This is a genomic window from Pistricoccus aurantiacus (assembly GCF_007954585.1).
Classification (GTDB): Bacteria; Pseudomonadota; Gammaproteobacteria; order Pseudomonadales; family Halomonadaceae; genus Pistricoccus; species Pistricoccus aurantiacus.
Genome location: NZ_CP042382.1, coordinates 718301 through 744553 on the forward strand (window position 1 = coordinate 718301; position 26253 = coordinate 744553).

Sequence of the window (26253 nt, forward strand, 5' to 3'; positions counted from 1 at the left end):
GTTAACGCATCGATTATCTCATTCGCTAGTAGCGTCCCGATGCGTCAAATGGAGGCGCGCCGGGTCATCTTGCTGCCGGCTTACCTCCGGCTGCCAGACTCGTGTTTCACTCAGACTTTCCCTGACCTGAAACTGATTGACGCTGCCGGCCATGTCGTCGGACCGACCTTCCAGCGCCCGGCTGGCCTGGGCGACCTGCTCCACCAACGTCGCGTTTTGCTGGGTCACTTCTTCCAGCTGGTTCATGGCCAGACTGATCTGCTCGATACCTGCGGTCTGCTCCGCGCTCGCCGCGGTTATCTCGGCGATCCGCTCCGCCATCTGCTGAACCTGGCCGGCGATATCCTGGAGCACATCCCCGGTCTGGGCGACCAGCGCCTCGCCCTCGTTGACCTTGACGACGCTATCGTCGATCAGGCTGCGAATGCGCTCGGCCTCCTCGGCGCTACGGCTGGCCAGCTTGCGCACCTCGGCGGCGACCACCGCAAACCCGCGACCGTGCTCTCCGGCTCGGGCGGCTTCCACGGAGGCATTCAAGGCAAGCAAATTCGTCTGAAAGGCAATGCTGTCGATGGCCGCCACGATAGCCGTCATCTGCTGGCTGGCTTCGTGAATCTGGCTCATGGCCCGATGCGCGCGATCGCCTACCTCGCTGGCACGCTGGGTGCCCTGGCTGACCTTGGCGGACAAGGCTTCTGCCTGGCGGGCACTATCGGTGTTCTGACGTACGGTTGCGGTGATCTGCTCCATGCTGGCCGCGGTTTCCACCAGCGAAGCGGACTGCTCCTCGGTACGCTGGGCCAAGTCCTGATTGCCTCGGGCGATTTCTCCGCTGGCCAGTCCTACCGCCCCGGCGCTTTTCTTGATATTGGCTACCAGCATTTCGGTGCTGGCGGTGGAGTCGTTGAACGCACGGTATAGCGAAGAGAGTTCGTCCGTGCCCGGCACCGCCAGGCGCTGGGTGAGATCCCCGCCCCGCTGATCGATCTGGTGCAGCGTGGCCTTGAGGGAGCCGACGATACCACGCACGATCCAAACCGCCAGTAGCACCGACAGACCAATCGCGATCACCGCGATGACGACATAGCGCCACAAGTCGTTGCGCGCCTGCTGATGCAGCATTTCAGCGGCATCGATGACGTCACTGGCAACACTAGCCTCCACCGCCGCCAGCCGCTCGATCTTGAGGGTTTGCCAATCGAACCATTGCTCCGGATCGATACCATAACTCTGCGCGTCGGCACTTTGGAGCACCTGCTCGCGTAAGGCGACAAGCCGATCGATCTCCTCGCCGGCTAGAGCGTTCTCGAGCTTGACTTGCATGGCTGAAGTGCCAAGGGTATTAAAGCTTTGTAAATAGGCCTCTTCCCTGCCTACTAGCGCTAGATAACGCCGAAAGATAGCCGGCGTCATCCGGTCGGCGGCGAATACATTGGCCAGCAAGGCTCGCTCGATACCGGCCAGATCCTTGGCTTCCAGCAAGGCGTAATAGGCACTCAACCGTCGGGAGACTTCGGCTTCCCGAGTAGCATGGGCCAACTGTCCGACCAGGGCCATCAGCTCACCGTTGATCGCGGTGTAATGCTCGATGGCTTGGGCTACCGGTAATGTCTGGGTGTCCACTTGGCGTCGAATGTCCGGCAAGGTATCCGCCCGCTGCTTGATGTCGGCCAGTCGAGTAACGACCGGGACGCTAAAATTCGCCTCGTCCAGCGTTGCCAGATAATCCCGGTATTCCCCCAAAGTCGTTTTGGTGTTGGCTCGCTGACGAGCTAGCGCATCACCGAAGCGCCGACCGTTACTACCTAAAAAGCCGGCGGTCATACCGCGTTCGAATTGTAGCTGATGGGTCAGGTCACCCGCATAGCGAGACAAGGTCGCCAACTGCGTCAACTGCGTCATATTCTTGGCGATGGCTTGACGCTCGAGAATACCCGTCCCGGCGAAGTACAACACGGCCAATAGCGGCAAGATCAGCGTCAATAAAAATTTCCCGCTCATGGGCAGGCGGTGCAACCAGGCATTCATATTCGTTTATTCCGCTAACAAAGGTTCGACTTATCATGTCGGCCATCGCTGTGAAAACTTGATGACTTGGCGGGGCGAGTAGCGAATTGGATGACTTGAATCAATATCTCCGCCACCAGATCGTCGAGGTGATGCGTCGCAGCTTCCTCGAGTGACGTAGGCGGGCATGGTGCAGAGCCAGCGGCCGAAGGGGCGCAGCTATACGCCCTAGCGGAGAACTGCTTCGGCGACAGGCCGAGCTAGGTGAACAGCGCCTTGATCTCGCCTGGATGCAAGGCATCAAAAAGTCTAAAAACTAGTACTCTTTGTACGATACAAGCGCTGATCGACTACGCTTTCTAACAAAGAAAATAACAAGTGTGTCTTGGGAGAGAGACATGCGCACAAGCGTTTGCCGTCTAGCCGGTGTGGTGCTCGGCCTGAGCTTCACCCTGGCATTGGCCTCGGAACCCGTGCTGGTACAAGGAGAAGAGAGTGGGCAGGGCGTGCTCCGGGTGCGTAACGGCGAATGTTTCGCCATCGTGCCGGAGCACGTGGTCGGCTATGGGCTAAATCTTTTTGTCGCGGCTGCAGACCGAACCCGAGCCTCTGCGGAAGTGGAAAACACCTTCGGTGATGATATCGCCATTATTCGCGTGCATGCCCAGGGGCGCCTCGATTGTGGTACCGGCTGGACGGCATCGCCAGGGTTAGACGCGCGACTGCGTAGCGCCGTGGCGGAAGGCAAGACAGCCAGCATCATCCGCGTACGCGCAACCGGCGGCCTGGAATCCTATCCCGTCCGCGTCCATGGCTACGATGATCGTTATATAGAAGTCGCACCGCTGGGTAGCGATATCACCATCTTCCAAGGGGTCAGCGGCTCGAGGCTGCTGCTGGACGGCCTTCCGGCAGGAATGGTGATGTCCGTCGATAGCGAACTCGGCCTTGTCCGGGTCTATCGCCAGGATGCGCTGACCCATCTAGTGGCGCGGTTCTTCGATACATCCGGCCCTCGCCAGATGCCGGCAATCGACCAGCCGGTGGAACCGCTGATCGCCAGGGCGATGGCCACGGCACGCACCCCCATTCGCGAGGAGCCTAGCCTTTGGTCGCCGGTGGTTCGTTGGCTGCTGGTCGGCCAAAGCGTCGCCATCACGGGAAAGGTGAAAGGGCTGCCCTGGCTCAGAACCGAGGAAGGCTATGTGCGCGTCAACGATATGTCGATGCGCTAAGGACGTCACGACACAATAACAAGGAGAACGCACATGCAGATGAAATATCCACGCTGGATACTGACGGTGCTGTTCATTATCGCCATGCCCGCGTTGGCCATCGATCTCGCCGACCTGGAAGCCGCCAAGGAGCGGGCCAGCATCATAGACCGGGTCCGCGAACTGTTGGCGGACGATAGTCCCTCCGTTCGACTCGCGGTATTCGAGGAGGTCATGAAGGGCGACGATCCCGTGCTGCGCAGCATGGCCTTGGAAACTGCGCTCAACGCCGACGATGAACGGCTCAAGACAGCGGCCCTGCGCCAGCTTATTCGAGATCGTGACAATATTCTTATCGAGATCGTACAGCCCGTGGACCCTAGTCAGGCCCAGGCCTATTTATATACGACGTGGCGTGAGCTGATCATCTTTGATCTGAGGATTGATGAGTCCACCGACGAAATTACTGGGTGGTTCAGTACTGCCCAGATTGGGCGTACGGAGTTTGTCGGCCAATTGGTCCGTGGCGGCTGGCAGCTCAGGCTGGCGCGGCCAGGCAGTTATTTCACATGCTTCTTGACCATGAGCGAGGTCTCGGGAGTGGAGCTGAGTGGTGCACTACAGTGCTCCATCAGTGGGAGAGCAACCACGGAAGACGCCGCCAACGCCAATAGCGCCACGCTGCCGGCTCGGGTGAAGCTATCATGAAGACGCTATCGATGAAGTTCGTCTTTACCATGATAACCGCGTTCCTCGGCGGTATGGCCAACGCACAATCGCCTCCTGAAATTCCTGTCGAAGCCACCTGGGTGGACGAAGGATATGTCCCTGATGTGCCCGTCTCGGGGCGTATCATTATTGGCGCAATGCTTGCCGAATCTGGCCGTCCTGACGGCAGAATACTTTATGTCAGGGTCGGCTCCGAGCCAGCAAAAGAAAGCGCCGAACTCGAGAGTGAAACACTATGCATCAACCTGATATCTCGCGATGGAAGCTATACGGGTGTCTGGAAGGTGCCATTGGCTGAACGCGATTCTTCCGGTTGGATTAAAGTGCAATATACAACCAAGGAGCCCGCCTTTTATGAGATGGATCATGCCAAGGATCTCGTCGCCCTGGCAGCCTTCAAGGACCGCTGTGACCCCGGTGGCATCACTCGTCGAATCCTGCCGGTGACCTGGCAATGGCCCGATGATGATCGCTTGCTACGGGTCTTCGTCAATAGCAGCCGCATGCGTACACTCCTGGCCATTCCCTTCACTCGAGATGACAAGAATGCCTCGACCGGCGTCGAAATCATCGAGTGCAAGCAGATCGAAGCGTCTCATAGAATTGCCTTCGATCGTCAATGCGACATCGATATCGATGGCCTCGAAAAAGAGCAAGGGCAAGCGAGAGAGCTTCACTACGACCAGGCCGCGCTACTTCGCTACCGCGGCCCCAATCGCGCGCCCGTCGTGTCACTGCCTCTATTACAATGATCGAGTGACGCGATATGCCGATTCCCAGGCGTTGCCCCCAAGACGCGGGATGGAAAAGTGACCTCAGACATCCCGCAGTGATGTTCTTTATAGTACTGAGCGCTTTACTTCTTATCGCCCCTCCACTACTCAAGGTCATTCGCCAACCCGCCAGCCTTAGTGTCACCGCCAGTACGGAGGTACTAGACATGGTGACCGCGGAAGGAAACACCACCCGGTGGTATATAAGCGATGCGGTTGCAACTTACGTTTTTGAAGATCCTGCGAATGACAAGAAGGCCACGAGTATCGACGAATTATGGTTATCAAGGCCGGCTCCCGAAGAAACGCATTTCACGGGATTCCTGGATATTGGTCCCTGTATGCGCATTCAAATGATACGTCACGGCAACGGCCCCCTCGAGCTTATCGTGGAGCCTATCGAGAGCCAAATGGATTCGCGCGATAGGTGTGGCGATGACAAAAGCGCTGACGATACCAAGGGCTCGGCTCGCAGTATTCGCCTGGAAAAATTTCAAGATAACGCCACATCGAAACCGGAATGGCCCTTATCGATCACGCTTGAAATGAATATCGAAAATTACCCTTTCAGCGGAAGCCTAAGAGGCAGCGGCGGCATTGGCGTGGAAACCTACGATACCAACGCAAGCCAAGTGCCTCCGATGCTACATGAAGGGCATGTCACCATACTTGGCAAGGCACTAGCGACACAAGAGCGCTTCAAGATTATGGAAATACCCCTGGTACTCGGCGATGAGGTCCATCTCATCGACCGGGAGGAGCGGGATATTCAGGCTGCCTGTGTTTTCTACGTTCCGGCGGCAAGGGGTATGCCGGGGTTCGATGTCTCCTGTCGCGCCATGGAAAACACCATCCGAATCAACCGACTCGGAGCGCGCCCGTTCGAAATTCCCCCGGGACTTTGGGCCTATCTGAAGAATGATCCTAATTTTCAAGCATTATTGGCACTGATCGGCTCCGTGTTGTTCGTACTTTTCCAATATATTCTAGACCGACTCTTCTCCCGACAAACGCCCACCTCATGAACATACCTGATCCAGCTATTAACCTGGCAATCAAATAGGTCATCCTGACCTCTTTGATTGTCGCCCCCGCCACACTGGCGCAGATGAGTGAATCTGCTGGTGTGACGCGGGCTCGCGCCGACCTACCGGCCGGCGGCGGCACTTCCCTGTGCCGCAATTAACCCGACATAAATGCTTGCCGGGTTAATAGTTGCGAACAGGACACGCTTGGGGCAAGCCCCAAAACACGCCTCATGGCTTGTCTAGCGAAGATTTCTCAACGTCCGGAATCAATATCTCCGCCACCAGATCGTCGAGGGTTTGCATATACGCCTGGCCCGGGGAAGGCGGCGTGGGATCGGAGGTCATGACCACGGTCAGCGCCAGGCTGGGAATCACGTAAAGACGCTGTCCGCCAAAGCCGAAACCGTAGTACACGATATGTTCGGCCAGCTGGGTGATAAACCAGCCGTAGCCGTACAGATCGCTATTGAATTCGGAGCGGGTGTAAGGGGTCCAGGAGGCGGCGATCCAGTCTTCGCTCAGGATTCTCTCGCCGTCATGAATGCCTCCCTGACGGTAGAGTTCGCCGAAGGTAAGTAGCGCCCGGGGGGACAGGGCCATATTGTTGCCACCTAAATAAATACCTTGGGGATCCCGCGTCCAGGGCGGAATGCGGATATCCAAGGGCTCGCCCAGCCAGGAGCTGGCCAGGGTGTGGGTATCCCGGCCGCTGCTATCGGTCAGCGCCGCGGAAAGCAGGTGAGTATTGCCGGTGGAATACAGCATGCGCCCGCCGGGCTCGTCGACGAAGGGGCGCGTTAGCGCGTAGGCGATCCAGTCATCACTGGCGATCCAAGGGGCATAATAAGGACCCGAAGTGCGCTCGAGTCCCGCCTGCATGGTCAGCAAATGCTTCATGCGGATCTCATGAATGCGCGGATCGGCCCCATCGGGAATACGCTCATCCGCCAACAGCTCGGTAATGGGCTGTTCTACGCCTTCCATCACGTTACGTTCGATGGCGATACCTACCAGCGCCGAAATCACCAGCTTGGATAACGACTTGATATTGGCTGGCCGGTTCAGGCTTTTCCCCGGAGCGGCATACTCGATGAACGGCTCGCCGTCATGGGCCGCCAGCAGCGTATGCAGGCGGGGCAGCGACTCCACTTGGGCGATGGCCTTTTCGACAAGGCTTTCCTTAGCCGTTTGAGCGTTGAGCGCCTGACTCCAGACGACCATGAGAATCAGTGATAATGTCGCCAGCAGCCGGCGAGAGGCATACGCCAGATATTTCACCGCGGGATACATGCTCGCTCCTTGCCTCGCGACCCAAGGCCGAAATGATGACCGGAGCCGTTATGGACGACGATCAGACTATCACCAATCTTGAACAACTGATCGAGCAGCTCGACAGTACCACCCGCGACCGGGAGCGGGTCGATATGCACCTCATCCTGGCGGCGGTGGGCAGTCGCTCCTTCGGCTCGCTGATATTGATCGCCGGGCTGATCACCCTGGCGCCGCTGATCGGCGACATTCCCGGCATGCCGACCTTGATGGGACTACTCGTGCTGCTGCTGTCCTGTCAATTGCTGCTGCGGCGCAGGCGGCTCTGGCTGCCCCGCTGGCTACTCGAACGCTCGATATCCCAGGCCAGGTTCGCCAAGGCCATGAAATTCATGCGCAAGCCGGCGCATCATATCGACAAGCTCCTGAAACCTCGCCTGACTTACCTGACTCAAGGCCCAGGCCTCTACACGATTGCACTTATCTGCAGCGCCGTTGCCTTGATGATGCCGCCGATGGAGTTCATTCCTTTCTCCGCCAACTTCGCCGGCGCCGCCCTGACCCTCTTCGGCCTGGCGCTGATCGCCCGAGATGGCCTGCTGGCCCTGCTGGGCTTCGGGCTGACGGGGCTGGCCGTCGGGTTTATTGGCTATCAGACCCTTCTTTAAAAATTTGCATGTTTTTAATCCGAGGAACGAAACATCCCGATACTTTTGGATTTCTATCGTTAAATCTCAGCCGCTGGAGACGGTATCATGCTCCCTGATCCCCACTTCCTCGCCGATGCGATGCTCGGTCGGCTGGCGCGCTGGCTGCGGGCACTGGGTTTCGATACCCGCTTCGATTCCAGTCTGGACGACCCAGAGCTCGTTACTCTGGCGAATGCGGAGTCGCGCATATTGCTGACCCGGGATCGCCACCTGGTCACTCACCTGCAACCGGCGCAGCCGCTTCTGATCACCTATGATTCACCTATCGAGCAGCTTCGCCAGGTTATCGATGCCTGTAATCTCGAAGCGCCCAGGGTGCTTTTTACCCGCTGTCTGATCTGCAACGTGTCGCTTCGCGAGGCAAGCGGTGAAGAGGTCTTGCTGCAGTGCCCTCACCCCGCAAGCTTATTGCCCGAGCCAGCCATGTGCTGTCCTCACTGTCGGCGCCTGTACTGGCACGGCTCGCATACAAGGCGGATGTGCGACACTCTGAAGAAGGCGTTACCCGGCTGGCTTCAGCAATAGAACATCGAGCACTAACGTCGCGGTGGCAACTGCCGATAGGGCGTTCAAGTAAAATAGCGGAATGGCATAAATGAGCTCGATAGCTGATTTTACGACAGGATTATTTCAGCACATAGAGCGATAGGTTCTTTGAAGAATGGGCAAAAGTGTGTCGACCGGGGCGTTTATTCTCAAGCGTACTAAAAACAACGAAACGGGAACGTTTTAATGAAGCGCGTGCTTTCTCTTTTTCTAGTGGACACCAGCAACCTGGAGCTTCTGCGCGCGCAGCTCAAGGCATTTTCCAAGCAGGTACCGCTGCTTTATTTCATTCTCAGCGTCAATACCGTGACGCTTGCCTCCACCCATTACGGTAAGGCACCTTTCGTTCTCACCGTCTTGTTTCCCGCCGCACTGATAGGTTTTTGCCTGATACGGGGCATCAATTGGCTGCGGGTTCGCCATCGCAGGATAAGCGATAAAGAGGTGATTCGCCGTCTTTATGGTGTGGTGATTCTTGGTGGTCTTCTCGGCGCGTTTTATCTCGGCTGGGCGCTATCTATCTACGATTACGGCAATGCTTATACCAAGAGCAACGTCGCTTTCTTCACTGCGGTTACCGTCATCAGCAGTATATTCTGCCTTCTCCACCTGAGAGCCGCCGCCCTGGCCTTGATAACGGTTATTGCCATTCCGTTTTCCGCCTTTCTGCTATTTACCCAAGGAACTACCTTTGTCGCCATCGGCATAAATCTGCTCCTCGTCTCCGCCGCCATGGTGTATATCCTCGTTGTGGTGTCGACGGATTTCGAGAAAATGATCAACAGTCAGATAGAAACCGCGCGACTGAGCGAAGAAAACCATCGTCTGGCCAATATCGACAGCTTGACCGAACTACCCAACCGCCGGCATTTTTTCCAGCAGCTCAACGGCTTTTTGGCTTGCGCCAAAGAGGAGAACACCTCCCTGGTGGTTGGCATCATTGATCTGGACGGCTTCAAGGCTGTCAACGATATTTACGGCCATGTCATCGGCGATCGCGTGTTGACGAAAGCCGGCCAGCGCCTGGAAGCGCTTTCCAGCGATACCACGCTGATCGCTCGCCTGGGCGGCGACGAGTTTGGTGTATTGATCATCGGCGCCCAGGAACACAATGAGATTCTCGCTTTCGGCGAGCGTGTCTGCGCGGCGCTGCAAAGGCCCTTTTCTCTGCCGGAAGCGGTCGCCAACGTCTCCTGTTCCGTGGGATTCGCGACCTTTCCCGAGGCGGGAAACTCGCCGGAGCTGCTTTATGAGCGGGCGGACTACGCACTCAATTACGCCAAGGAACATCAGCGCGGCAGACCTACGATCTTCTCGAAATCTCACGAAACAGAAATCCGCACCCGAAGCACCATCGAACAGGCGCTGCGCTGCGCGGATCTGGAGTCGGAGCTATCGCTGTGTTTCCAGCCCCTGTTCGATGTCGCGCACCAGCGGCCCATCGCCTTCGAGGCCCTGGCTCGCTGGCACAATCCTGAGCTCGGCAACATTCCGCCGAACGTGTTCATCGCCATTGCCGAGCGCACCGAACTAATCAACACGCTCACGCAGGTACTGCTGCGCAAGGCGCTGGACGCGGCCAGCACCTGGCCCGAGGAGATACACGTCTCCTTCAACCTGTCGGTGCGCGACATTCTTTCGGTGGATTCGATGACAAGGATCATTGCCATCGTTCAGTCAAGCGGTGTCGAACCCGGCCGTATCGGCTTCGAGGTCACCGAGTCGGCGTTGATGGGGGATTTCGAGCAAGCCCATGACGCCATTGCCAGGCTCAGGGCACTCGGCACACGGGTTTCCCTGGACGATTTCGGCACCGGCTACTCGAGCCTCAGCTACGTCCACCGCCTGCCGTTGGACACCATCAAGATCGATCGCAGCTTCGTGCTGGATATCGAAACTCGCGCCACCAGCCGCAATATCATTCGCACCATCGTCGATCTGTGTCGCAATCTGGAAATCGGCTGCGTGGTCGAGGGCATGGAAACCGAAGCCCAGGCCGATATTCTGCGCGATCTCGGCTGCAACACCATGCAAGGCTATTTCTTCAGCAAGCCCTTGGCGGAGAAGGACGTACTCGACTTTCTCTCCCTTTCTGAAGTCAGCGCTTAAACCAAGTGAGGGTGAAGCCGGTTTCATATTCATGATGAACCGTGCAAAGATAAGTCGGCTAAAACCTTCCACGCTCGACGTGATCGTCACCCTGCACAAGGACGCGCCTGCATGTTCAGTACCGCTGCAATCGTTATTTCCCTGCTGCTGTTGATGTATCTGGCCTACCGAGGCTACACGGTGCTGCTGCTGGCGCCGCTGATGGCGACCCTGGCGGTGCTGCTCTCCGGCGACATCGTCATGATGATGCCGATCTACACCCAGACCTTCATGAGCGCCCTCGGCGGCTATCTGCTCAAGTTCTTCCCGATCTTTCTGCTGGGGGCGCTGTTCGGCCAACTGATGGCGGATTCCGGGGCGGCGAGCGCCATCGCTGGTTGGATCACCCGGGTACTAGGGGAAAAGCACGCCATCCTTACGGTGGTGCTGGCCTGCGGGCTTCTGACCTACGGCGGCGTGTCCCTGTTCGTGGTGGCCTTCGCCATCTACCCCATCGCCCGGGAGCTGTTTCGCGCCGCGGACATCCCAAAGCGGCTGATTCCGGCAACCATCGCCCTGGGCTCCTTCACCTTCACCATGACCGCCCTGCCGGGTACCCCGGCGATTCAGAACGCCATTCCGATTCCCTACTACGGTACCAACGCCTTCGCCGCCCCGGGGCTGGGCATCATCGCGGCGATCATCATGTTTTCCGTCGGCTGGGGGTGGCTGAACAGCCGGGCCAGGAAGGCCAAGGCCGGCGGAGAAGGGTACGGCGTTCACGACGAGATGCAAGACACCAGCATCGATCCCGAGGAGGGCGTCGAAACCTCGCGAGAGATGCCTTTCTGGCTGGCCATCGTGCCGCTGGTGCTGGTCATCGGCGTCAACGCGCTGTTTACCTACGGGATATTTCCCGCCATGGATTTCGCCTATCTGAATGCGGAATTTCCGGATCTCGAGGTCGCCAATCAGACCGGCCTGTGGGCGATCATCATCGCCTTGATCGTATCCTGCGCCTGGCTGATCCTGACACGCCTTCGTCACTGGCAGGATCTGCAGAACACCCTTAATCGCGGAGCCCTGGGCTCGATGCTGCCGATCTTCAATACCGCTTCGGAAGTCGGCTACGGGGCGGTGATCGCTTCCCTGGCGGGCTTTGCCATCATTCGCGATGCGGTGCTCGGCGTGTCGCCGGGCAATCCGCTGATCTCCGAAGCCGTAGCCATGACCACCCTGGCGGGCATCACGGGCTCTTCTTCCGGGGGGCTTAGCATCGCTCTGGAAACCCTGGGCAGCGACTATCTGCAGATGGCCCAGCAGGCGGGCATCAGCCCGGAACTGATGCACCGGGTGGCGGTGCTCGCCGCCGGCGGCTTCGATACCCTGCCCCACTGCGGCGCGGTGATCACGCTGCTGTCCATCTGTGGCCTGACCCATCGTCAGTCCTATTTGAACATCGCCATGGTCACCATCGCGATTCCGATGCTGGCGGTGATCAGCGTGATCACCCTGGGAACACTCTTTGGCAGCTTCTAGACTTTCCTGAGTCGCGTTTCAGCCTCGCCGCCCCGGCGGGGCCAGCCGTTGCTGGCTATCTTGTCAGCGTCGAGCACGAGGACTAGGCTTAAAGAAGTATCTTAAATACGCTTTACCATCGGATATCCTGGCGCAGCGAGTCGATGCGCCGCGTGCAGCCAGCAGGCATGCGATAACCGGCGAATCACAACGCAAGCCATGAGGAGTGACACCATGAGCGATACGGCACCCGCGGACTGGGATCCTCGGTCACCCAAGGTCCTCGACAACCAGATTCAAGCCTACGACGAGATGCGTCATCGCTGCCCCGTCGCCTACAGCGATTATCTGCTCTGGTCGCTGTTTCGCCACGAGGACGTGATGCGCGCACTCACGGATCACGAAACCTTCAGCAACGGCGCCTCGCGCCATCTTTCCATTCCCAACGCCATGGATCCGCCGGAACATACGCCTTACCGGCGCATCGTCGAGAAATACTTCACGCAGGAACACATAGACGAGTTCGAACCGGTGTGTCGCGCCAACACCGAGGCGCTGTTCGATGACTTGCCACCCGAGGGTGACATCGAAGTGATGAGCGCTCTTGCCCAGCCTTTCGCCGTACGCAATCAGTGCGCCTTCATGGGCTGGCCGGACAGCCTGCGGGAACCGCTGCGCCAGTGGATCGGCAAGAACCATCGGGCTACCCGGGCCGGAGATCGTCAAGCCATGTCCAAGATTGCCCTGGAGTTCGACGGCTATATCAGCGAACAGCTTATCCTTCGCCGGGAGGCCGGTGAGGAAGCCCCGCCGGACGCCACTACCCGCCTGCTGCACGAAAAAGTCGAGGGCCGCTGGCTGAGCGACGAGGAAATCGTCAGCATCATCCGCAACTGGACCGTCGGCGAACTGGGTACCATCGCCGCAAGCGTAGGTATCCTGATTCACTACCTGGCGGCGCATCCCGAATTGCAGGAGGCGCTTCGCCAAGGGCACGAGAATCTCCCCGAGGCCATCGACGAGATCCTGCGTATTCACGCGCCGCTGATTTCCAACCGCCGCATCACCACTCGAGCGGTGACGATCGGCGGACGCGAAATACCCGCCGGCGAGCGACTTTCCGTGATCTGGGCCTCCGCCAACCGAGACGAGGATGTCTTTGGCGATCCGGACGAGTTCCAGCCCCAGCGCAATCGTGACAACAACCTGCTGTACGGCGCCGGCCTGCATGTCTGCCCCGGCGCGCCCCTGGCCAGGCTGGAACTGCAGGTGTTCATGGAAACCCTGCTGGCCAAAGTCCGACATATCGAACTGTCACCCGATACGACACCGGAACGCGCGCAGTTCCCGGCCAGCGGCTTTGCCTCGCTGCCGGTGCGGGTTCAGCGCGGCTGAGAGAAGGAGACCGCCATGACCTTTCCCGACTTCTTCGACGATGTGCCGGTGATTCGCCTGCGCGATCCGCTGGCCCAACTGCTGGGCAGCGCGACGGACGGAATCATGGACTACCGTTACGCGGACGCCGTGCGTCTGACGGGGCACTCCTGCCCGACCGTGGCGGGCGCTTTCCTGACCGCCCGGGCCGCGCTGAAGGCGCTTTACCCGGATACGCTTCCCGAGCGGGGCGGCATCAGCGTGCGCATGCCCTCACCGGAAGCGGAAGGCACCACCGGCGTGGTCGCGCAAGTGCTGACGCTCCTTACCGGCGCCGCCACCCAGGGCGGCTTCAAGGGTATCGGTGGCCGGTTCGCGCGCAATGGGCTGCTCAGTTTCGCCACGCGCTCGGGCAAGAATGGCGGCGCGGTATGCTTCGAGCGGCTCGACACCGGCGCCGCGGTGGCGGTGATGGTCGATGCCGGCAAGGTGCCCGCCGACGCTTCCCAGCGCGAACGCCTGCAGGCGATCATGCAGAATCGAGCGACCCCCGAGCAACTGACCGAGTTCGCATATTTCTGGCAGGAACGCGTCCGCCGAATGCTGCTGGAGCACGCGGATGATCCGGCGATGATTCGTGCCATCCCGCTGAACGATACGGTTGCCTAGGAGGATTGGAACGATGCAAAGGCATCATTTATGCCTTTGCCGCGCCGTGGCATACCCTTTCTACTAACCGAGCAATGGCGTCGAGCGTTGTGTCATCGGTGTCTTGCCAGACCAAGGCCTTCACGGGCAGACGATGGCCATCGTCTGCCGATCCTGCATCAAGCGAGTTCCCACCTTGGGATTGCCGAAAAGGATGACTTCGTTAGTCACCTCCATCCAGTCCGAGCCCGATTCGACGCGAAGAGACCGCTTACCGATTGCCTGGATAATACTTGAGGATAGTCCCGCTGCGAGTACAGGCACGCACCATGGATCGGCATCCTGCCAACGGGAAGACGACCATGGCTTCGCTGTAATTATAATATGCCTTATGGCCCATCAAGCTGCAGGTATACGTCATGGATATGCTGCACAGTGCCACCATCCTCATGGGCGCCGCGGTCATCGCCGTTTCCATCTCCCAAAGCTTGGGATTCGGTTCCGTATTGGGCTATATCATTGCCGGTCTGCTCATCGGCCCCTGGGGGCTGAACTTGATTTCCAATTCCGAGGACATACTGCACTTCTCGGAAATTGGCGTGGTTCTGCTGCTGTTTATCATTGGCCTGGGAATGAAGCCGGCGCGTTTGTGGGCATTGCGAAAGTCCATCTTCGGATTGGGCGCCACCCAGGTGACGATCACCACGTTACTGCTGGCGGCCTTGGCGGCCGTGCTCGTGGATTCCTGGGTGACGGCTGTGGTGGTGGGTTTCGGGCTTTCGCTGTCCAGTACCGCCTTTGCCTTGCAGCTCATGATGGAACGAAGGAAGTTAGCTTCGCCCTACGGACGCAGCGCGCTGCGCATTCTGTTGTTCCAGGATCTAGCGGCCATTCCGGCGCTGGTCATCATCCCCATTATCGCCGTCACGGAACTGGGCTCGAGTGCCGATATTCTCAAGGATATTTTCAGCACCGTCGCAACCCTGGCCGCCTTCTGGCTGTTTGCGCGTTTTTTACTGCGCCCGATGCTGCGCTTCGTCGCCGCCGCGCGAATCCATGAAATATTCATCTCGGCGGCGCTTCTGCTGGTGCTCGGTTCGGCGTTACTGATGCAGGCTATCGGGGTTTCCATGGCGCTGGGCGCTTTTCTGGCGGGGGTACTGGTCGCCGATTCCGAATACCGTTACCAGCTGGAATCCGATATAGAACCCTTCAAGGGATTGCTGCTGGGATTATTCTTCATGGCGGTGGGAATGACCGCCAACCTGGGGCTTCTGACTGTCGAGCCGGTAGCCTTGGTGCTGATCGCTCTCGCTATCGTGCTTTGCAAGGGAGCACTTTTATTTTCGATAGCGCGCCTGGTAAAACTGAACAACGCCCAGGCCCTGCTGCTGGCCGTGTATTTGTGCCAGGGAGGAGAGTTCGGCTTCATACTCTTTACCCTATCCGCCAGACATGGCCTCATGAGCGTCGAGCTCAGCGAATTGCTTATCATGGCAATCACCTTGTCGATGATGATGACGCCGGTGCTGCTTTATCTTGTCGAACGGCTGATGAAAAAATCGACCGTCACCGAACAGTTGCCGAATTATGACGTGATCGATGCACAGGAACCCAAGGTGATCATCGCCGGGTTCGGCCGCTTTGGCCAGATCGTTTCACGCCTTATCCGCACCCAGAAGATCCGTTTCACGGCCATCGAGATCGATCCTGGCCGCGTGGATTTCATTCGCCAGCTTGGCAGCAAGATTTACTATGGCGACGCCTCGCAGAAACAGCTGCTCGATACCGCCGGTACAAGCAAGGCCGAAATTCTTGTGCTGGCCATCGGTGATATCGAGACGTCGCTGAAGATCGCGGCGATGGTCAAGCGCCACTATCCCGATATCAGGCTGTTTGCGCGTGCCCGCACCCGTCGGCATGAAATGCGGCTTCGTGAACTGGGTGCCGATGTGATTATTCGCGACACCCTATTGTCGAGCATGCACCTTGCGGAACAGGTGCTGCGATCCATGGGGCTGTCCGTGGAAAAGGCCGCCTACGTGAAAGAACGGTTTTATCGTCATGACGCCGAAACCTTGGATAAACAGATCGCCTATCTCGCCGATCAGGAACGGCTGATGCAATCACAGCGCGAAGCTCTGATGGAGTTGGAAACGCTATTCGCGGAAGATGAAATGAATTTCCCCGAAGAGGAAATTCACTCCAAATAACCAACGCTGCGGCTTTCTTCCCTGCCCGATTCACATCGAGCCGGGCAGGATCAACGAGCTACGTTTTTTCCGACGGTTTGTGCTGATTGATGGTATCCAGTGCCAGGCTGGAGTGAGCAAAGGCCCCACCGGCGCGCATTTCAGTAGCGACCCAGATGGCTTCCATGATTTCCTGCGCGGTGGCTTCTTCCTTGAGGGCTGCCTGGGTGTGACCGTGAATGCAATAAGGGCACTGGGTGACATGCGCCACCGCCACCGCAATCAGTTGCTTGGTCTTCTTGGGCAACGCGCCGTCGGCGAATACCGCCTTGCTGAATGCCTTGAAAGCTTCGTCGGCTTCCGGGGTGAGTTCCGCGCGCTGATGAGCCAATGCCGACGTGGGCTTGGGGAACAGGGAATCCATTTCTCGCTCCTTTCTGAATCGTAGAAAGCCCAGAAAAAACGGCCGGGTACATATTCAAGATAGTTACGCTAACGAGGAAGTACAAACCAGAGCGGGACTGCTTGAAGAAAACGCTGACTGTCAGGGTTTCCGGCCAAGATGGAGCCGCGCATGCCGCGAAATGCTGTGGAGAAGACCGAAGAACGTCATCCCCCAAGCCAGCAAAGCGATATACAGGAAGACGTCGGGAATGATCTCCAGAAATCCGAATTCCATTGCCTGATTCATCTGGTGGGTAGCGGCGGTGTACATGCCCATTGGAAATACGGCGCCCCAGTACAAGGGGTCGTATTCGAGTGGAAAGCGCCTGATCACATGGCGCCAGATGCCAAGCAGAAAGAGCATCGGAACCCACCAGGTACCGGTCGCCCAGTAGAAAATGGTAAAGCCCTTGAGAAACGGCAGCAACGATTCCAGATAAGGCGCATCGGGGCTATTGGCGATGAGCAGCGAGCCTGCCAGCGTCGAGATGGCCATCGCCCCCATGCTGATCCAGAACGGCGGCGCCAGATCGCTCGGTGAAAAAGGAAAGAAGTAGTAGCGATAGAAGATCAGCGAGATCATCCAGATGTAGAGCATGCCGCCCCATAGCCACATCGACAGCGCTAGAAAATTCAGTTCCAGTCGATAGGGCTGCGGCCAATCGGCGGCGATATGGGCACTGAGCACGGCGACGGATTGAGTCGCCACCACGGCGAGCAGCCAGCTACCGTTGATGCCTTCTTGCAGGGGCGGCTTGTCTTTCTTGACGACGGACACGGTGAAAAAGGTGTAGGTCAGCCCCAGCCATAGCAGGCTGGTCAGAATCCATAACGCCAGAGCGACGTTATAGGAGTGCGCTAGTACGACGAACTGGGTGCCGAGCACGGCGGAGCTGGCCACCCAGGTGAAATAACCGGGCCCGCGGGCATGATCGAGCATGTCCGCCATGAATCGCCTCGGAAACCAGACAAGACGTAGGCCGTGCAATAGCCACAGCACGCCATAGGCCACAATGTTGAGATAGAACAGCAGATAAGCCAGAAGTGTCAGTCCCAGCATGTGTGCCGCAAGCGAGATGATTCCGGTCGCCATGACCATGCCGAAATAGGCGGGTGGCAGATCGAGGGTGGCGGCTTTGAGCAGGCTGGACCATTGTGTCCCGCTAGCCATCGGTCTCGACCGTCGTGATGTGATGGCAGGCGGATAACGTGCTGGATCGTCGCGTACCGCTTCTCATCTCGATCCTCCCAAATAGATCTCGAGCCCAACACTCGCAGCGACTTGCGCTATCCTCGAAGAGTCAAGATACCTTGACGATTGCCGGGCGCGATACGATGAAAATCATGATGACCCCGACTATACATTTTTTTCACGACAATCAGGTAAGACGATGACTTATCCGGCTGGGCGCACGCTATCCGAGCTTGAACACAACCTCGCGGCCATACAGCAACGTATCGATACGGCCTGTCGTCGTGCGAGTCGCGACCCCAGCGAGGTACGCCTGCTGCCGGTGAGCAAGACCGTGGACGAGGCGCGTCTGCGGCTGGCCTACCGGGCGGGCTGTCGCGAATTCGGCGAAAACAAGGTACAGGAAGCGCAGCGCAAGGCAGAGGCCTTGGCGGATCTGACGGATCTGCGCTGGTCGGTGATCGGACACCTGCAGACCAACAAGGCCAAGCTGGTGGCGCGTTTCGCCAGCGAGTTCCAGGCCCTCGACAGCCTGCGCGTGGCAGAGGCGCTGGAGCGCCGCCTTGAAATCGAGGACCGTGCGCTGGACGTGCTGGTTCAGGTCAATACCTCGAACGAAACCAGCAAGTTCGGACTGGCGCCGGAGGATGTCGCGGCCTTCATTCGCCAGTTGCCGGCATTCTCTCGCCTGCGGGTGAAAGGTCTGATGACCCTGGCGATTTTTTCAGATGATCCGACCCGAGTACGGCCTTGTTTCGTACGGCTGCGGCAGTTACGCGACCAGCTGCGGGAGCAGCTACCGGACGGAACCAGCATGGATACCCTGTCCATGGGCATGTCCGGCGACTTCGAGCTGGCGATCGAGGAAGGCGCCACGGTGGTGCGAGTAGGACAGGCGATCTTCGGCCCGCGCCCTCTGCCCGACAGTTACTACTGGCCGGATGCGGATCAAGACAACGGATAAGACATTCTAGAATCAAGCCAGCGCACCCTCGCCCTGTGATCCAACAAAATACTGAGATGCATCAATATAAACTTGCATAAAGTATATAAGCTAAGGTTATTGGCTGTCTCATGTGATGATCCAGGAGGATGGCATGTTTGCATTGAACGACCAGGTAGCCATCGTGACCGGTGGCGCCAAGGGTATCGGCAAGGGAATCGCCGGTGTGCTGGCAGAGGCGGGAGCGCGGGTGGTGATCGCCGATATCGATGCCGAGGCCGGCAAGCGTACCGCCGAGGCGCTGGGCGCGACCTTCGAATCCTTGGACGTGACCGATCGGGATGCCTGTCAGCGGGTGGTCGAGACGGTACTGGAACGTCATGGCCGCCTGGATATTCTTTGTTCCAACACCGGCATCTTTCCCCAGGCCACCGTTGAGGAGATGACCCTGGAGGACTGGGAGCAGATGATGGCGGTGAACCTGCGCGGCACCTTCTTCATGGTGCAGGCGGTGCTGCCGACCATGCGCCAGCAGAGTTACGGCCGCATCGTGATCACGTCCTCGATCACCGGCGCCATCACCGGCTATCCCGGCTGGGCCCACTACGGCGCCAGCAAGGCGGGACAGCTTGGTTTCATGCGCTCCGCGGCGCTCGAGTGCGCCAAGGAAGGCATCACGATCAATGCGGTAATGCCGGGCAACATCCGCACCGAAGGCCTGGAGGCCCAGGGTGAAAACTATCTGAAGGAGATGGCGGCCTCGGTGCCTACGAAGACGCTGGGGGAGCCGGAGGATATCGGCTACGCCGCCTGCTTCCTGGCCTCGCCGGAAGCTCGCTTTATTACCGGCCAGACCGTAATCGTCGACGGCGGCCAGATTCTGCCGGAATCCTTCGAGGCGGTGCTGTAACGCGATGGGGCAAGACGTTATTCGTTGCCAAGGGTGCATGCAGAAAACCATCATCGCGACGCCGATACCGGTGATGGTTACTATAGTAGTTGTCTTGGGTATTCTGTCTGGCTGGTTTTGAAAGGAGACGCCACTGTGCTGATCGGCCTTTTGCAATGCGATGACGTCGCCCCGGAGTTGCAAACCCACCACGGCAACTATCCGGAAATGTTCGAGCGGCTGTTTACCGCGATCGATCCAACTCTGGAGTTTCGGGTCTGGCGCTGTCACGAGGGCGAAATCCCTGCGGATGTGAACGCGGTGGATGCCTGGCTGACCACCGGCTCGAAGCATGGCGTCAACGATGGCGATGCCTGGATCGAGGCGTTGTGCGGCTTCCTGAATCGGCTCTGGAAGGAAGAAAAACCGCTGGTGGGCGTCTGCTTCGGGCATCAGCTGATCGCCAAGGCGCTGGGCGGCGAAGTGGTCAAGAATAAGCGCGGCTGGGGCGTGGGCATGTCCTTCAATCAGCTCACCCGCCGCGCCGAGTGGATGGAGCCGTGGCAGGAGGGGCTCGACCTGGTAGTCAGCCACCAGGACCAGGTTTCTCGCCTGCCGGAGCAGGCGGTGGTATTGGCCAAGAGCGACTTCTGCCCTTTTTATCTGGTGCAGGTGGGCAGGACGTTTCTGGGTATCCAGGGCCATCCGGAATTCACCAAGGCCTATTCCGCCGACCTGATGGAGCTGCTTCGCCGGCAGGTACCGGGCAATCGCATTCGTGAAGGCATGGCCTCTCTCAACGCGCCGGTGGACAATCACCTGATGGTGCGCTGGGTGCTCAACTTCATGCGTCAGGCGCTATGGCATCAAACTTCTACAGAGACGACCGAAACCAACCCACCTGTGAATCAGTAAGCTTTTCGAAACTGTTGTTTGAGTGGAGAGCATGCCCATCCAAGCGCTCGACCTTGCCACGTAGATGGTTGCGCGCTGATAAGTAACGCCTCAGCGAGGCGTCCAGCTGACCAGCGCCCAGCGCATCGGAGCGCCGCCTCGGGCGGCGCGCTGGGGATCGGCGTCGTACCAGTCCTTGAGCCGCGCGGTTTCCTCGTCGGATAACTCACCCAGCGTCCAGGCGACACGTCGGGCGAATTCCTCGAAATCACTGGTCCCGGCCAATCGGCTGGGCAATTCGATGTAGCTCAACTCCGCGTAGATGCCTTGGGCATGCAGCAGCCCCAGGGTATAGAGATGATCCGGGAGAGAACGCGGCGAGCGGCCCAGCGCCGAAACCAGCCCAGGGTCGATAAAGTGACCGCCCACCAGCTGGGTCATGTAGATCCGCCACCGGGCATGGGCGTTGAGCTTGGCAAGAGCGTCCGCCAGATCCGGGACCATGCCGGAGCGCGAGGCCACGACGATGTCGCAGACCGGAACATCGCTCCAGTCATCCTCCCAAGCTCGCAACAGCGGAGTAACGTTGTTCAGGCCGAGGCGCTTGGCGTTGTTCATCAGCTGTTCGAGCATCCCGGGACTGAAGTCCAGCCCCAGGACGGATGTCATGTGCGGCGCCAGCAGCAGCGCAATGGTGCCGGCACCGCAGCCCACGTCCAGCACGCTGCTGCAGCCGTCAAGATTCATGCGAGCGACAAAGGTGTCCGCATAGTGGCCGCCGGGCGGTTTATGATCCATGCGTTCGGCTCGAGCATCCCAGTCCGCGGGCGCTTTTCGAGGACGTTGGGATCGCGCCATATGCTGGCGGTAGAGCGTGGCGAAGTCGATGGCGTTCGAGGGCAAGACGTGTTCTCCAGGGCAGTCGCGGCTCGGGCCGGCGAGGCTACTGTAGTAAGATTGGTCCTTCTTTTCATCCCTCCTATTGTCATCATCATAGTCCGAGCCTCATGACCTCCACAGCACCTATTACCGCCACGCCGGAGCTTCTTTCTCCCGCAGGCAACTATCGCAACATGCGCTATGCCTTCGCCTACGGCGCCGACGCAGTCTATGCCGGCCAGCCGCGCTATTCCCTCAGAGTGCGCAACAACGACTTCGATCTCGCCAATCTGCACCGCGGCATCGAGGAAGCCCATGCCCAGGGCAAGGCGTTCTACGTCGCTTCGAACATCGCGCCCCACAACGCCAAGCTCAAGACCTATCTGCGCGACATGGAACCGGTCATCGAGGCCGGGCCGGACGCGTTGATCATGTCCGACCCGGGACTGATCATGATGGTGCGCGAGCGCTGGCCGGAGCAGACGATTCATCTCTCGGTGCAGTCCAACGTGGTCAATCACGCTGCGGCGCGCTTCTGGCAGCGCCAGGGCATCCGCCGCATCATCCTCTCCCGGGAGCTATCTCTGGAGGAGATCGGCGAGATCCGCCGAGAGTGCCCGGATCTGGAGATCGAGACCTTCGTGCACGGCGCCCTGTGTATCGCCTACTCGGGGCGCTGCCTGCTGTCCGGCTACTTCAACCGTCGCGACCCCAATCAGGGCACCTGCACCAACGCCTGCCGCTGGAAATACAACACTATCGCGGCGGACACCGACGAAACCGGTGATCTCAAGCCCGCTCAGGCGGCACTGATCGAGGACGTCACCCGGCCCGGCGAGCTCATGCCCATCGACGAGGACGAGCACGGCACCTACATCATGAACTCCAAGGATTTACGCGCCGTGCAGCACGTGCCCCGGCTCATCGAAATGGGGGTGAGCTCGCTGAAGATCGAAGGACGCACCAAATCCCACTACTACGTAGCACGCACTGCTCAGGTCTACCGCCGCGCCATCGACGATGCCCTGGCCGGACGGCCCTTCGACATGGCGCTGATGGACGAGCTGGAAAACCTGGCCAATCGCGGCTACACGGAAGGCTTCTACCGTCGCCACGTGCACGACGAGTACCAGAACTACGAACGCGGCCACTCCATCGGCGTGCATCAGCAGTTCGCCGGTGAGGTGATCGATTACGATGCCAGCCGCGGCTGGCTGGAAATCGACGTCAAGAATCGCTTCGCCTTGGGTGACTCGCTGGAGCTGATGCTGCCCGGCGGCAACCGTCGTTTCACCCTCGAGGCGTTGGAGAACAAGCGCGGTGAGACAATCGATGTGGCGCCGGGTTCCGGACATATGATGCGCTTACCGGTTCCCGGCGAGGCGATCGACCCCGAGCGGGCGGCATTTGGGCTCTTGCTGCGGGATCTCGCTTAGGCGCTTGACTAGCCTACGATGACCTACCGGCATCTTATATCTTCAGAGGACAGCGGAATCGATGTCATCGATGGTCACAAGCAAGTACCTAAGATGAAGGCCCTCATTCTTCCCGCCAGTAGTCGTTGGCGGCGGCCACGGTCTGAAAATGGATGGCGATCACCTGGGTCGCGGCGATCAGGCTATCCGGATCATGGGCGTAGGCGCCGCGCAGTGCCTTGCGTACGCTGGCATCCGGCTGGGTAGTGCCTACGCCCTTTTGCGATAATTTCACTGCCAGTTGGAAGCCTTCCTGAGGGGTCTCGGTGATCAGACTTGGTAGCCAGCTTTCGGAATCCTGGGTGTCCTCGGCGGATGCCGTGCTTGCCAACCCAAGGGTCAGCATCCCGCTCAGCAGCAGCGAGGGCAGTATTCCGGCTCTTGTTGCCAAACGGCGCTTCGTCTTGTTCATCGTGTCTTCTCCTCGGCCTGGCCTGTTACGGTTGTCTCGCGTTTATCGTTATATTGACGAATCGCGGGCTGTTCAATGTCCTGTTTTATTAAAAGCATTTGATATGCACATTAAACATAGCAGTCGATGCGGTTCGCGCAAGAGGCGCTGCCTACCGGCAGCGTTTTCCAAGGGTCACGGAACCTCCGATTGGGAGACCGCCAGGCTGCGGCGCAGGGCGTCCAGCTTATCCTGCTGATAGCGGTCTCGATCGCGCAGGAAGTCGGCGCCAAAGATACGTTCTTCCCGGCTGGACATGTTTTCCGCAAGACGTCGAATCCCCAGATCCTCCAGCGGGAAACGCTCGTGCAAATCGATCCAGCCCTTGCCATCGCGCAGCTTCAGCGCCGGATTGAGGGCATAGTGGCCGCGGCGTAGGCGCAGAAACAGCTTGCGATTGTAACGGTCCTCGCGCTGGATTTCGTTCTTGGACAAGATACTGGAAAGATACTGCCGGCGCTTGCGGCGCTCGGACAGGATGCTATCGGGCAGCCGCGCGACCCAGCCCTCGATATCCTGGGCGGTGTAGCCGTTGCCCCAGGCCGCAGCAGGGCCGAAATGGCGATAGAACATGGTCTGCAGCAGTTCGAGCAGAAAGGTTTCCATCAGCCGACGATCAAGCTTTACCAGACGGCCCTCGACCTGCACGCCGAGGCTCGTCGGCGCCAGCAGCGGGTACAGGCCGGGCAGGCGCTGACGGGCGAAGGCGTCGTCGAGCATCGCCTGTTCCAGGGCGAAATGCAGGGCGCTAAAGCCATTGTTGGCGACCAATGCCGGGTCCGCGCCCCGGTCGATCAGTTGCGCTACCAGGCCAACATTGCCCAGGCGCGCCGCGATCATCAAAGGCGTCAGGTTGAAACGCATGCGATGATCCACCCCGTAGCGCTCCGTGTCCCTGAGCACCGCTGTGGGATGATTCACCCCGTAGTTCATGAAGCGGTTACGGTGGAGCTGGTGAATCGCCTTGCCCTCGTCGTTAAGAGCGGGTTTGAAGCCGACTTCCGCCAGGGTGTTGAGCGTCGGACGATGATGATGAAGCAGCGCATATTCGAAGACTTCGAGGCGCTGTTTCTTGCTGTCCTCGGTGAGGGCCTGCTCACGCAATGCCTCGAAGCCAGCGCGATCGAGCACCTTCCAGGGCACTTCCTGCTCACCGAGCACCTGTTCGCGAATCGCCTGGGCCTGCTCGTCCTTGCCCTGCAGCTCAAGCCGCCTAGCCTCCTGCTGCCAGTCTTCCAGCGTGGAATCCTCTCGTTCCAGTTGGAGCTCGCCTTCAAGACTTTCCACCTGCAGCAACCTCAGCACCGGATGTTCGGGCTGCGCTTCCACTAGATAAACATGGCGCACCGCTCGGGTGACCGCCACATAGAGGGCGTTGATGAAGAACTTGTAGATTTCCAGGGACTTGTCGTGCTTGTCCTTGGCCCGGCGATAGCTCAGTTCATCGACTTCCAGCGCCTCGGGGTCCACGCCCCGGGCGATTGCCTGGAACATCGCCGCATCGGTGCTGATCGCGTTGTAGAGAATCACGCTGTCGTACTCGAGCCCCTTGGCCTCCTGGATCGAGAACACCAGAGGCGTGCGAAACCAGCGCCGTGCCTCCGCCTTCTGCTCCGGATGCAGCACCACCACCGCGAAGCGGGTGGACCGGGCGGTGCGACTGTCGAGTTCGCGCTTGAGTGACTCCCGGTCCTCAAGCAGCTTCACTTGCCCGGACTGTTCCACGGCGCTGCGCACCAGATAGTTGCTCTCGCGATCCACCGAGCCGAAGCGCGCATGCTTGAGCTTGAGAATGCGGTTGGCCAGGGCCGTGACCAGCGGCGCGTTGCGATAGTTGGCGTGCAGGATGCGCACCACTTCGCCGTGGCCTGTCAGGTCGCGCTCATGAAAGAACAGTGACTTGACGCCGGCCCAGGAGAAGAAGTTGGGATGGACGATCTGGTTGGCGTCGCCACTGAGCAGAAACTGGCCGGGCTCGCGCAAGGTGCGCAGGATCAGATACAACTGGACGTTGGTAATGTCCTGCACCTCGTCGATCACCAGGAAGTCGTAGCTGGGTTCTACTCGATCGAGATAGTCGTGAGCGACCAGGTTGGGATCATGGAGCCCTTCTTCGTCGAGGAAGGCGAGATAGCGCTCGAAGAGGTCATAGACCCGGGGCCGCTCGACTTCCGCAAAAATCGACTGCTTGACACCGAGTTCCAGGTACTCCTCTCGGGAACGCCAGCCGCGCTCGGTGACCGGCCCGGTGATCACGCCACGAATTTCCTCGTAGAGCTTGTGCGGATCGCTCAGGCCGCTGCCCTGGCGGTGGCGCTGAAACCAGCGCTGGAAATCCTGGCTGGTGACCTGGCGGCCCCGGGGCACCCGGATGCTTTCCAGCAGTTCCTGAAACGACAGGAAATCCACCGACTGGTCCGGATTGTCGTAGCCGTGAGCATAGTAGAGATCTCGGGCGTTGGACACGAGATAGGGCGAGAGGCTGACATAAAGCACCTCGCCGATGGTTTCCTTGAGCTTCTCGAGGATCAGCGCCGTCTTGCCGCTACCCGCGGAGCCGATCACCATCAGCGGCGGCGGCGAGGTGAAGATGGCCTCCTGCTCGTCGTCGAAGGTCAGGATCTTGTCGAGCAGATGGAAGCGTTCGCGCTGCGGATGTAGATAGCTCAGGGGTTCGGCCTGCGCCTCTTGCGGGGAATCCAGACGCGGTATCCTGTCCTCTTCGATCTCCGCCACACCCGCCAAGAAGCGTGAACGCTCGTAAGCATGATTGCGCAGGTATTCGAGTATCAGGCAGCAGGTTTCCCCGGCGTGTCGATAGAGCGAGAACAGGATGCGGTCACGCTTGTTGAGCCGCGCACGATAGAGATTGTCGCCGATCTTGCGCACATCCGCCTGCTGGAAATTGTCCGCCTCCAGGGCGGTCCGCAGCTTGGCAAAGCCAGGAATCGATGTCGTATCAAGATCGCTGTAAAGCAGAACGCGCATGA

Annotated in this window: 23 protein-coding genes; 15 read left to right on the forward strand and 8 right to left on the reverse strand. The window is 59.2% G+C overall.

All coding sequences use genetic code 11. The features are described 5' to 3' along the window. Positions 1-18 precede the first annotated feature (18 nt). A complete protein-coding gene (locus FGL86_RS03375) occupies positions 19-2028 on the reverse strand; it encodes a methyl-accepting chemotaxis protein (RefSeq protein ID WP_147183275.1) in 2010 nt (669 codons plus the stop codon). 377 nt (positions 2029-2405) lie between these two features. On the opposite strand from FGL86_RS03375, the gene FGL86_RS03380 reads away from it, so the two are divergent. The 4 genes from FGL86_RS03380 (at position 2406) to FGL86_RS03395 (ending at position 5748) form a co-directional block, all read left to right on the forward strand. Then, positions 2406-3242: an SH3 domain-containing protein gene (locus tag FGL86_RS03380; RefSeq protein WP_147183276.1), complete on the forward strand. Its 837-nt coding sequence runs from the start codon at positions 2406-2408 to the stop codon at positions 3240-3242. Positions 3243-3275: 33 nt separating this feature from the next. Then, on the forward strand, positions 3276-3929 hold the full coding sequence (locus FGL86_RS03385) for a hypothetical protein (protein ID WP_147183277.1): 654 nt from the start codon (positions 3276-3278) through the stop codon (positions 3927-3929). Further along, positions 3926-4702: a hypothetical protein gene (locus FGL86_RS03390; protein WP_147183278.1), complete on the forward strand. Its 777-nt coding sequence runs from the start codon at positions 3926-3928 to the stop codon at positions 4700-4702. The genes FGL86_RS03385 and FGL86_RS03390 overlap by 4 nt, the downstream gene beginning before the upstream one ends. Before the next feature lie 188 nt (positions 4703-4890). Continuing rightward, a complete protein-coding gene (locus FGL86_RS03395; protein WP_147183279.1) occupies positions 4891-5748 on the forward strand; it encodes a hypothetical protein in 858 nt (285 codons plus the stop codon). Between the two features lie 231 nt (positions 5749-5979). Here FGL86_RS03395 and FGL86_RS03400 read toward each other — a convergent pair whose 3' ends face one another. After that, a complete protein-coding gene (locus FGL86_RS03400; protein ID WP_147183280.1) occupies positions 5980-7041 on the reverse strand; it encodes a serine hydrolase domain-containing protein in 1062 nt (353 codons plus the stop codon). 50 nt (positions 7042-7091) lie between these two features. On the opposite strand from FGL86_RS03400, the gene FGL86_RS03405 reads away from it, so the two are divergent. The 6 genes from FGL86_RS03405 (at position 7092) to FGL86_RS03430 (ending at position 13925) form a co-directional block, all read left to right on the forward strand. Next, positions 7092-7688, forward strand: coding sequence for an exopolysaccharide biosynthesis protein (locus FGL86_RS03405; protein ID WP_147183281.1), 597 nt, complete (start codon positions 7092-7094; stop codon positions 7686-7688). 87 nt (positions 7689-7775) lie between these two features. Then, positions 7776-8255 (forward strand): Mut7-C RNAse domain-containing protein, encoded by a 480-nt coding sequence (locus FGL86_RS03410; protein ID WP_147183282.1) that lies wholly within the window; start codon positions 7776-7778, stop codon positions 8253-8255. Positions 8256-8462: 207 nt separating this feature from the next. Continuing rightward, positions 8463-10385: a putative bifunctional diguanylate cyclase/phosphodiesterase gene (locus FGL86_RS03415; RefSeq protein WP_147183283.1), complete on the forward strand. Its 1923-nt coding sequence runs from the start codon at positions 8463-8465 to the stop codon at positions 10383-10385. A gap of 111 nt (positions 10386-10496) precedes the next feature. Then, positions 10497-11903 (forward strand): GntP family permease, encoded by a 1407-nt coding sequence (locus tag FGL86_RS03420; protein ID WP_147183284.1) that lies wholly within the window; start codon positions 10497-10499, stop codon positions 11901-11903. 213 nt (positions 11904-12116) lie between these two features. Further along, complete coding sequence (locus FGL86_RS03425; protein WP_147183285.1) at positions 12117-13277, forward strand: cytochrome P450; 1161 nt, start codon at positions 12117-12119, stop codon at positions 13275-13277. A 15-nt stretch (positions 13278-13292) separates the two neighbouring features. Next, positions 13293-13925, forward strand: a complete 633-nt coding sequence (locus tag FGL86_RS03430) for a hypothetical protein (RefSeq protein ID WP_147183286.1) — start codon at positions 13293-13295, stop codon at positions 13923-13925. A gap of 120 nt (positions 13926-14045) precedes the next feature. On the opposite strand, the gene FGL86_RS18350 is transcribed toward FGL86_RS03430, so the two are convergent. Then, positions 14046-14141, reverse strand: a complete 96-nt coding sequence (locus FGL86_RS18350; protein ID WP_147183287.1) for a DUF302 domain-containing protein — start codon at positions 14139-14141, stop codon at positions 14046-14048. Between the two features lie 182 nt (positions 14142-14323). Here FGL86_RS18350 and FGL86_RS03440 point away from each other — a divergent pair, with 182 nt between their 5' ends. Then, complete coding sequence (locus FGL86_RS03440) at positions 14324-16117, forward strand: monovalent cation:proton antiporter-2 (CPA2) family protein (protein WP_147183288.1); 1794 nt, start codon at positions 14324-14326, stop codon at positions 16115-16117. Between the two features lie 58 nt (positions 16118-16175). On the opposite strand, the gene FGL86_RS03445 is transcribed toward FGL86_RS03440, so the two are convergent. Continuing rightward, positions 16176-16520, reverse strand: a complete 345-nt coding sequence (locus FGL86_RS03445) for a carboxymuconolactone decarboxylase family protein (RefSeq protein WP_147183289.1) — start codon at positions 16518-16520, stop codon at positions 16176-16178. Between the two features lie 120 nt (positions 16521-16640). Further along, on the reverse strand, positions 16641-17711 hold the full coding sequence (locus FGL86_RS03450; RefSeq protein WP_147183290.1) for a tellurite resistance/C4-dicarboxylate transporter family protein: 1071 nt from the start codon (positions 17709-17711) through the stop codon (positions 16641-16643). Between the two features lie 220 nt (positions 17712-17931). Between FGL86_RS03450 and FGL86_RS03455 the strand changes: the two genes are divergently transcribed. The 3 genes from FGL86_RS03455 to FGL86_RS03465 all read left to right on the forward strand — a co-directional run bounded on the left by FGL86_RS03455 (position 17932) and on the right by FGL86_RS03465 (position 20479). Further along, positions 17932-18696 carry a YggS family pyridoxal phosphate-dependent enzyme gene (locus FGL86_RS03455; RefSeq protein ID WP_147183291.1) on the forward strand — a complete coding sequence of 255 codons (765 nt, stop codon included), beginning with the start codon at positions 17932-17934 and terminating at the stop codon, positions 18694-18696. 133 nt (positions 18697-18829) lie between these two features. Next, on the forward strand, positions 18830-19585 hold the full coding sequence (fabG, locus tag FGL86_RS03460) for a 3-oxoacyl-ACP reductase FabG (protein WP_147183292.1): 756 nt from the start codon (positions 18830-18832) through the stop codon (positions 19583-19585). Between the two features lie 135 nt (positions 19586-19720). After that, the gene (locus FGL86_RS03465) at positions 19721-20479 is read left to right on the forward strand and encodes a glutamine amidotransferase-related protein (protein WP_147183293.1); all 759 of its coding nucleotides are present in this window, start codon (positions 19721-19723) and stop codon (positions 20477-20479) included. A 90-nt stretch (positions 20480-20569) separates the two neighbouring features. Here FGL86_RS03465 and FGL86_RS03470 read toward each other — a convergent pair whose 3' ends face one another. Beyond that, positions 20570-21361, reverse strand: a complete 792-nt coding sequence (locus FGL86_RS03470) for a class I SAM-dependent methyltransferase (RefSeq protein WP_147183294.1) — start codon at positions 21359-21361, stop codon at positions 20570-20572. A gap of 104 nt (positions 21362-21465) precedes the next feature. On the opposite strand from FGL86_RS03470, the gene trhP reads away from it, so the two are divergent. After that, a complete protein-coding gene (gene trhP / locus FGL86_RS03475) occupies positions 21466-22773 on the forward strand; it encodes a prephenate-dependent tRNA uridine(34) hydroxylase TrhP (protein ID WP_147183295.1) in 1308 nt (435 codons plus the stop codon). 103 nt (positions 22774-22876) lie between these two features. On the opposite strand, the gene FGL86_RS03480 is transcribed toward trhP, so the two are convergent. Both FGL86_RS03480 and FGL86_RS03485 read right to left on the reverse strand, forming a co-directional pair. Further along, a complete protein-coding gene (locus FGL86_RS03480) occupies positions 22877-23224 on the reverse strand; it encodes a hexameric tyrosine-coordinated heme protein (protein ID WP_222433790.1) in 348 nt (115 codons plus the stop codon). A 174-nt stretch (positions 23225-23398) separates the two neighbouring features. Next, positions 23399-26251 (reverse strand): helicase domain-containing protein, encoded by a 2853-nt coding sequence (locus FGL86_RS03485; protein WP_147183296.1) that lies wholly within the window; start codon positions 26249-26251, stop codon positions 23399-23401. Positions 26252-26253 lie beyond the last annotated feature (2 nt).